This is a genomic window from Mesorhizobium sp. M7D.F.Ca.US.004.03.1.1 (genome assembly GCF_003998635.1).
Classification (GTDB): domain Bacteria; phylum Pseudomonadota; class Alphaproteobacteria; order Rhizobiales; family Rhizobiaceae; genus Mesorhizobium; species Mesorhizobium loti.
On record NZ_RZQG01000251.1, the window covers coordinates 1 to 7,137 of the forward strand.

Genomic DNA, 7,137 nt, shown 5'->3' on the forward strand with positions numbered 1-7,137 from the left:
ACTCCGTATCGCTGCCAACGGCATAAAGTGCTGTGCCGAAGCGGGTGCCCTTCAGCCAGAACCAGGCAAGCAGGACGACGCCGATCACCACCAGCGGCATCGGCAGCCAGCCGGCGATCGCGTCGCCGAGGTAGAAGGTGCCGAGATCGGGCGACACGAAGCCGCCGGGCTTGTCCATCACCAGCAGCGTCACGCCTTGCAGGATGAACATGGTGGACAGCGTCACCACGATAGGCTGCATGCGCAGCACCGCGATGAAGAAGCCGTTGAAGGCGCCCACGGCCATGCCGACGCCGATGCCGACGGCGGTCCACAGGATGATGCTGGCGCCTGGCGCCATCGGGTCCATGCTCGATGCCAGCACGGCATTGACCAGCGATATCACCGCGCCGGCGGACAGGTCGAAGCCGCCCGACAGGATGACGATGGTCTGGCCGATCGCTGCGAGCGCCGAGGTCGCGCCGCCGCTCGACAGGAACGAAACATCGAAATAGGTCAGTGGCCCGGCGCTGATCCAGTCGACGATGAAAAGCAGGATCGCAAGGACAATAGCGGCGATCAGTGCGCCGCGATTGCGCATCAGCGCGCGGCGCAACCCGAAGCTTCGGGAAACCGGAGATGAAATGCTTGCGCTGCTCATGCCGCGGCATCCCCGGCATGCCCGAGTGCCGGGCGCATGATGGCCGACTCGGTGATGGCGTCGCCTTCTAGCTCGGCAGCGATGCGCCCGTCATAGAGAACCAGGACCCGGTCGCATTGGTGGACGAGCTCTGGAATCTCGGTCGAGTGCAGCAGGATCGAGCCGCCGGCGGCCACGTAGTTTCGCATCATCACATAAAGCTCGTGCTTGGTGCCGACGTCGATGCCTCGGGTGGGATCGAACAACAGCAGGATGCGGCTCTGCGCCACCAGCCATTTGGCTATTGCGATCTTCTGCTGGTTGCCGCCGGAAAACGCACCGGCCCGCGTCCACAGCGCGCGGCGGTCGACCTCGACAGTGGCGAATGCCGCCTCGACGGAGCGGGTTTCGGCCTCTGCGTCGACAAGGCCGAAACGAGTGAAGCGCGATATCACGGGAAGCGTGGCGTTCTGGCTGCCCGACAGTTTCAGGAACAGGCCTTCGGATTTGCGATCCTCCGGCACCAGGCCGATCGCCATGTTGGGCAGCAAGGCATCGGCGGGCGAGCCGAGCCAGACCTTGCGGCCGTCAACGAGGATGTGGCCGCGGGTGATTTCGGCCATGCCGAAGCAGGCCAGGAACAGATCCTGCTGGCCCATGCCCTGCAAGCCGGCAACGCCGAGGATTTCGCCTTTGCGCAGGTCGAAGCCGGCGCCGTCGAGCTTGCGCCCGACCTTGAGGTCACGCACGCCCAGAACCGGCGGCCCGAAGGCCTGGGCGCCGTCTGGCTTGGGCGGGAAGGTCTGCTCGATGCTGCGGCCGATGATCTTCTCGATGACGTCGCCGTCCGAGATGTCGGCAACCGGCGCGGTGACGATGTGGCGGCCGTTTCTCAGGATCGTCAGCGTCTCGCAAAAGGCGCGCACCTCGCGCATGCGGTGGGTGATGAAGACGATGGTGGTGCCCGCCGCCTTCAGCCTGGCGATGATGTCGCCCAGCCAGTCGACGTCGCGGCCGGCGAGCGTCGATGTCGGCTCGTCGAGCAGCAGGATGCGCGGCTTGCGGTAGACGGCCCGCGCGATCTCGATCTTCTGGCGCACAGAAAGCTCGAGCTCGGTCACCTCGGCGTCGAGATCGACGGAAAAACCGAGCTCGTCGATGTGGCGACGGACAGCCTTGCGGGCAGCGCCGCGCCGGATCAGGCCGGAGACGCCGACCGGGGCGTAGGGCAACAGCATGTTGTCGAGCACGGAGAGATCGCGCACCAGGGTCATCTCCTGGAACGCCGTCTGCACGCCCAGCGCGTGTGCGGCGCGCGGTGCGCCGTAGGCGATCTCCTTGCCGAAGACACGCACATGGCCTTCGCTTGGCCGGACCAGCCCGGACAGCAGCTTTACCAGCGTCGACTTGCCGGCTCCGTTTTCACCCAGCAGTGCATGAACGCTGCCGGGCGCGATCGCAAACGACACGCCGTCCAGCGCGACGGTCGGGCCGAACGCCTTGCTGATACCGTCGATCTCGATGGCGGGATGTTCGGGATGGTCTGTCATCGTCCTCGATCGCCGGGCCTGACACAGGTCGATCATGCACGGACAGACGCCCGTGCATGATCAGGATTGCCTTGGGAGGCTTACTCTTCCGGCTGGCCGACGAGGGCCGCGGCGAGGCCGACCTCGGGTGTCTGGTCCGAAAAGATCGAAGCGAACCAGCCGGGGTTGGAGACCAGCGACGGCTTGAAGGCGTTGCAGCCGGCCTTCATCTCCGCCCATGTGCCTTCATCGCACAGCTTGATCGTCTCATTGGTGACGACGGGTAGTGGCAGGATAGTGGTCTTCGGCACGTCCTTGCCTTCGATCGCCTCGACGGCAAGCTTCAGCGCCAGCGCGCCGGAATAGGGCGGCGAGGCATAGGAAATGCGTTGCGCGCCCGCCGGTGCATAGGGGGGAGCGGCACCTTCGACTTCGGTGCCCTCCGGCAGCATCTGGATGCGGCCGCCATTGGAGCCTTCGCCGGCGCAAGGCAGGAGTTCGCTCGTCTTCTTGCCGGCCTCGAGCTGCATTGAGTTGGCGGTGAAGCAGCCGACCTGCATCCACAGCCCGTTGATGTCGTCCCAATTGCGGGTGGCCAGGATCTTCGAAAGCTCGGTGCGGGCGACCGCCTGGCTCCACATGCCGACAGCCTCGCCGACGATCTTGATATCAGGATATTTGGCGAAGACTTCCTTGGCGGCCTTTGTCCGCTGATCGTCGACTGACGTTCCCGGGACACCCGTGATGGCGATGATGTTGCCCTTGCCATTGAGCTTCTTGACCAGCCATTCGGCGGTCACCCTGCCCGCTTCCAGCTGGTCGATGTGGACGTTGTAGGCACAAGGCTCGGTGATCTCGGCGTCGTAGGCAAACACCTTCACACCCTTGTCGCAGGCATTCTTGACGACCTGATTGAGCGCGGTCGGCGAGATCGGGTACACGATGATCGCCTCGGCGCCGCTTTGCACCATTGCATTGATCTGCTGAATTTGGCGTTGCGCGTTAGGGCCGGCGACCTGGACCTGCAGGTCGACCTTGTCGGCCAGGCTCTTGTGAGCGGCCATGGCCTTGACCATGTTGGCCGCCTCCGCCTGCCAATCATTGCCGATGTAGCTCATGCTGAGAAAGATCTTGTGCTTCTCGGCTGCCTGCGCGCCGGGCAGCCCAAGGGCGCATACAGCCATGGCGGCCAGCAGCGCGAGCCGCCGGACTTTCAATCCGATACCCATATGAAACTCCTCCCGATCCGAACGACCGAATGCCTCCCAAGGGCACGAACGTAACCCTTGTCATTCGATGCCGGTGACCCTAACATGATTTGATCAAAGATCAATGATGAAATCATCTAATATCAAAACCGGGACCCTTGGGCGCTTGACGTGGCACCTTGAACCTTGCATTCCGGACGCCAGAGTGGCTCCGCGTCTCTGTGAAACGCGGAGCCACTCTGTCTCTTTGCTTTGGCGCAATTCCGGACGGAAAACCGTTTCACACTTTTCCTGGAATTGCTCTGGCGGTAGCGTCGCCCTTGGGCGGGAAGGTTGACGGGAGATGGCTGGATCGGCGTACAAAAAGTCGGGGGTCGAGATCACACCCCTGTCCAGGGAAACCCTGCAGGACAGGGTCTATCGCCATGTCACCGAACTGATCCTCGACGGCAGCATCGTGCCGGGCGAGATGGTCACGGTTCAGAGCCTTGCCGATGCTTTCGGCGTCAGCCCGATGCCGGTCAGGGAAGCACTAAGGCGCCTGACGGCGGCCAACGCACTGATGGTGGTTTCAGGCCGGTCGATCGGTATTCCGGCATTAAGCCGCGCACGCCTCATCGACCTCAGGAATGTCCGGTTCGAGATCGAGGCGATCGCGGCCGCATGGGCTGCGGAGCGCATGGACGACCAGGCCGTGGCGCAGTTGCGCCAGCATCTGGATGCGCTCGAACAGGCCAATGCCGCCGGCGACGTCAAATCCTATCTGCGCGCCAACTACGCCTTTCATTTCTCGATCTATCGGGCGGCGGGTTCGGAGAACATGCTCAACATCATCGAGAACCTTTGGCTGCAGATCAGCCCCTACTTCAACATGCTGCACGATTCGGGAAACTACTCGACCGCCAACGAACACCACCAGGAGATGTTCGCGGCATTGAAAAACCGGGACGCGGAGGCCGTCAGGGCCGCGGTCCGCGCCGACATCGACGCCGCTTTCGACGTGCTGGTCGATCTTTTGAAGTAGCGCCCAAACACCCCGGTCTCATGGCTTCTGTCCAAAGAGCGGCTTGTAAGCCGCCGCAGAAAGCGATCACGAATTACCGTTCCATCAAGGTAGCGGCCGCAACAACAGGCGATGCGCAGCAGTGTCATTGCTGACGCTTGCCTATTTGGTATGCTGGTATAATATGTACCTGACATAGCGTGCCCCTTGAGATTACGCTGTGCTCGTGTGGCAAGCCAAGCCGATCGTGTTTTTGGGAGGAAATACCATGAGATTTGTAACTGTGGCGGCGCTCGCCGGCGCCGCAATGGTGGGCGCTGCTATGTTGCCGGCAATGGCATCACAGGACGCGCCGGTCATCGCGCTCGCCAACGCCTATTACGGCAACACTTGGCGGCACCAGATGGTGGAAGCGTTCGAAGCCTCCGCCAAGGAAGCCAAGGCCGCTGGTCAGATCGCCGACTATATCGTCATGAACGGCGATGGCTCGGTGGCGCAGCAAAACAGCCAGATTGCCGAGCTGATCCTGAAGAAGGTCGACGTGCTCGCCGTCGACGCCGCCTCGGAAACGGCAGTCAATGGCATCATCGAAAAAGCCTGCAAGGCCGGCATCATCGTCATCTCTTTCGATTCGGTGGCCTCGGCACCCTGCAACTACCAGCTCAATTTCGACTTCAAGGGCTACAAGGCGACCCAGGCCGAGGCGGTCTTCAAGATGCTCGGCGGCAAGGGCAACATCCTGCAGGTGCGTGGCGTGAAGGGTTCGGCGCCCGACAACGACATGTTCAATGCGCAGCAGTCGGTGCTGGCGAAGTATCCCGACATCAAGGTGGTGGCGACCGTCTATGGCCAGGCGACCGCCTCGGTGGCGCAGGCGGCGATCGCCAATGTGCTGCCCTCATTGCCGCATGTCGACGCCGTGCTCGGCCAGGGCGGCAGCGACGATGTCGGCATCGCGCAGGCCTTCGTCCAGTATGGCGGCGACTACACCGGCAAGATGCCGATCATCGAGGGTGGCGGCGGCACCGACTTCGTCAAATGGTGGGCCGAGGAGAACGCCAAGAACGGCTATCAAACGGTGTCCATGAACACCACGCCAGGTATCGGAGGGGCTGCCTTCTGGCTCGGCCTGTCGCTGCTGAAGGGTGCCCAGGCGCCCAAGCTGATGATCATGCCGGTGGCGACGGTCGATGCCGGCAACCTCAAGGAATACGCCAAGCTGCCAGGCGGCCAGATCATCAGCCCGAGCTATTCGCTGGACTGGGTCAAGCAGAACCTGCTGAGCAAGTAACGCGATCCAGCGCTACCGGATCGGGCGGTGCCGGAGCACCGCCCGATCGTCGCTGTCGAAGAAACGGAGGGCGAATGTCCCAGTCTGCCGTCGCCGATCAGGACAGAGCCGCCGCCAAGGCGCCTGCCGCACCAATCGGGCAAAGTGTCGTTTCGCTCACCGGGATCACCAAGAGCTTTGGACCAACGCTCGCCAACACGGGGATCGACCTCTGCGTCGGTGCCGGCGACGTGATCGGGCTGGTCGGTGGCAATGGTGCTGGAAAATCGACGCTGATGCGTATCCTGTGCGGCGCGATGTGGCCTACGCTGGGCTCGATTTCCTTTGCCGGCGAACATGTGAACTTCGCCGACTACGGCACCGCCGAGGCGCAGCGGCGAGGCATCCGCATGGTGCATCAGGAGCTTTCGCTCTGCGCCAACCTGTCGGTCGCCGAGAATTTTTTTCTGGAGACACCTCAGGATGCGGCGACCCGACCGGGGTGGAGAACGGTTTACAAGGCTCGGGCTCGCGCAGCGCTCGACGCTGTCTTTCCAGGTAACGGCATCGATGCCGACGCCGAAGTCGGCCACCTCTCCATCGCCGAACGGCAGATGGTGGAGATCGCGCGTGCCGCGGCAACGCCCGGCGTCAGGCTGATCGTGCTCGACGAGCCGACCTCGTCGCTCGATCTCGACCGCTCCAAACAGCTGCGAGCCTTCATTCGCGAGCGGGCAAAGGCCGGCCTTGCCTTCATCTTCATCAGCCACAAGCTGCAGGAGATCATCGACATCGCCACCGAGATCGTGGTGCTGCGCAACGGCCGCACGGCGTGGCAGGGCCAGGTCGCGGACGCCTCGATCGGCAGGCTGGTGCAGCTGATGGGCGGCGATGCCAATCCGGTGCATCAGCACGCCGTCTCCGCCGCCTCCGCCCAGGACGTGCTGGTGCGGCTCTCCGGCCCGCTGACATCAGAACTCGGCCGCGACATCGAGATCGTGCGCGGCGAGATCGTCGGGTTGGCCGGCCTCGAAGGCAGCGGCCAGAAGGAGCTGCTGCATAGGATCTTCAGCCCCGACCGCAAGCAGAATAGCGCGGTCACACGACATGCGCAGGCAGGCTTCATCGCCGGAGACCGGCAGAAGGAAGGCGTGTTCCCGCTGTGGAGCGTGCTGGGAAACATCAGCATCGGCGCACTGGCCCGCCGCCCGGCGCTGGGCCTGGTTTCCGATCGCGCCAATCGCGAGATGGCCGCCGGTGCCGCCGGCAAACTGCGGCTGGATGACAGCCGCTTCCAGTCCAACATCACCGAGCTCAGCGGCGGCAATCAGCAAAAGGCGCTGGTCGCGCGAGCGCTAGTCGCCGACACGCCGATCATCCTGCTCGACGACCCGACGCGCGGCGTCGACATCGCCACCAAGCAGGATTTCTACCGGCTGTGCAACGAGATTGCGCGCAGCGGCCGCGCACTGGTCTGGCATACGACCGAGGATGCCGAACTGCTCGCC

The 7,137-nt window shown here is 63.5% G+C and carries 5 protein-coding genes and 1 pseudogene; 3 read left to right on the forward strand and 3 right to left on the reverse strand.

The features are described from left to right. The 3 genes and pseudogenes from EN935_RS15960 to EN935_RS15970 all read right to left on the reverse strand — a co-directional run. Positions 1-640, reverse strand: a pseudogene (locus EN935_RS15960) (ABC transporter permease); the annotation flags it as partial. After that, the gene (locus EN935_RS15965; RefSeq protein WP_127264928.1) at positions 637-2,169 is read right to left on the reverse strand and encodes a sugar ABC transporter ATP-binding protein; all 1,533 of its coding nucleotides are present in this window, start codon (positions 2,167-2,169) and stop codon (positions 637-639) included. The pseudogene EN935_RS15960 and the gene EN935_RS15965, both read right to left, overlap by 4 nt. Positions 2,170-2,249: 80 nt before the next feature. Next, positions 2,250-3,377, reverse strand: a complete 1,128-nt coding sequence (locus tag EN935_RS15970) for a sugar ABC transporter substrate-binding protein (protein WP_127264929.1) — start codon at positions 3,375-3,377, stop codon at positions 2,250-2,252. Between the two features lie 322 nt (positions 3,378-3,699). Between EN935_RS15970 and EN935_RS15975 the strand changes: the two genes are divergently transcribed. From EN935_RS15975 to EN935_RS15985, 3 genes are all read left to right on the forward strand, one after another. After that, the gene (locus EN935_RS15975; protein WP_109661674.1) at positions 3,700-4,380 is read left to right on the forward strand and encodes a GntR family transcriptional regulator; all 681 of its coding nucleotides are present in this window, start codon (positions 3,700-3,702) and stop codon (positions 4,378-4,380) included. A gap of 247 nt (positions 4,381-4,627) precedes the next feature. Next, on the forward strand, positions 4,628-5,650 hold the full coding sequence (locus EN935_RS15980; protein ID WP_127264930.1) for an ABC transporter substrate-binding protein: 1,023 nt from the start codon (positions 4,628-4,630) through the stop codon (positions 5,648-5,650). 74 nt (positions 5,651-5,724) lie between these two features. Continuing rightward, on the forward strand, positions 5,725-7,137 hold a 1,413-nt coding region (locus EN935_RS15985), incomplete at its 3' end, for a sugar ABC transporter ATP-binding protein (RefSeq protein WP_164771152.1).

What these genes read in the sequence shown, in the direction of transcription:
- EN935_RS15965 (WP_127264928.1), bottom strand. Translation starts at nt 2,169, where the DNA reads ATGACAGACCATCCCGAACATCCCGCCATCGAGATCGACGGTATCAGC.
- EN935_RS15970 (WP_127264929.1), bottom strand. Translation starts at nt 3,377, where the DNA reads ATGGGTATCGGATTGAAAGTCCGGCGGCTCGCGCTGCTGGCCGCCATG.
- EN935_RS15975 (WP_109661674.1), top strand. Translation starts at nt 3,700, where the DNA reads ATGGCTGGATCGGCGTACAAAAAGTCGGGGGTCGAGATCACACCCCTG.
- EN935_RS15980 (WP_127264930.1), top strand. Translation starts at nt 4,628, where the DNA reads ATGAGATTTGTAACTGTGGCGGCGCTCGCCGGCGCCGCAATGGTGGGC.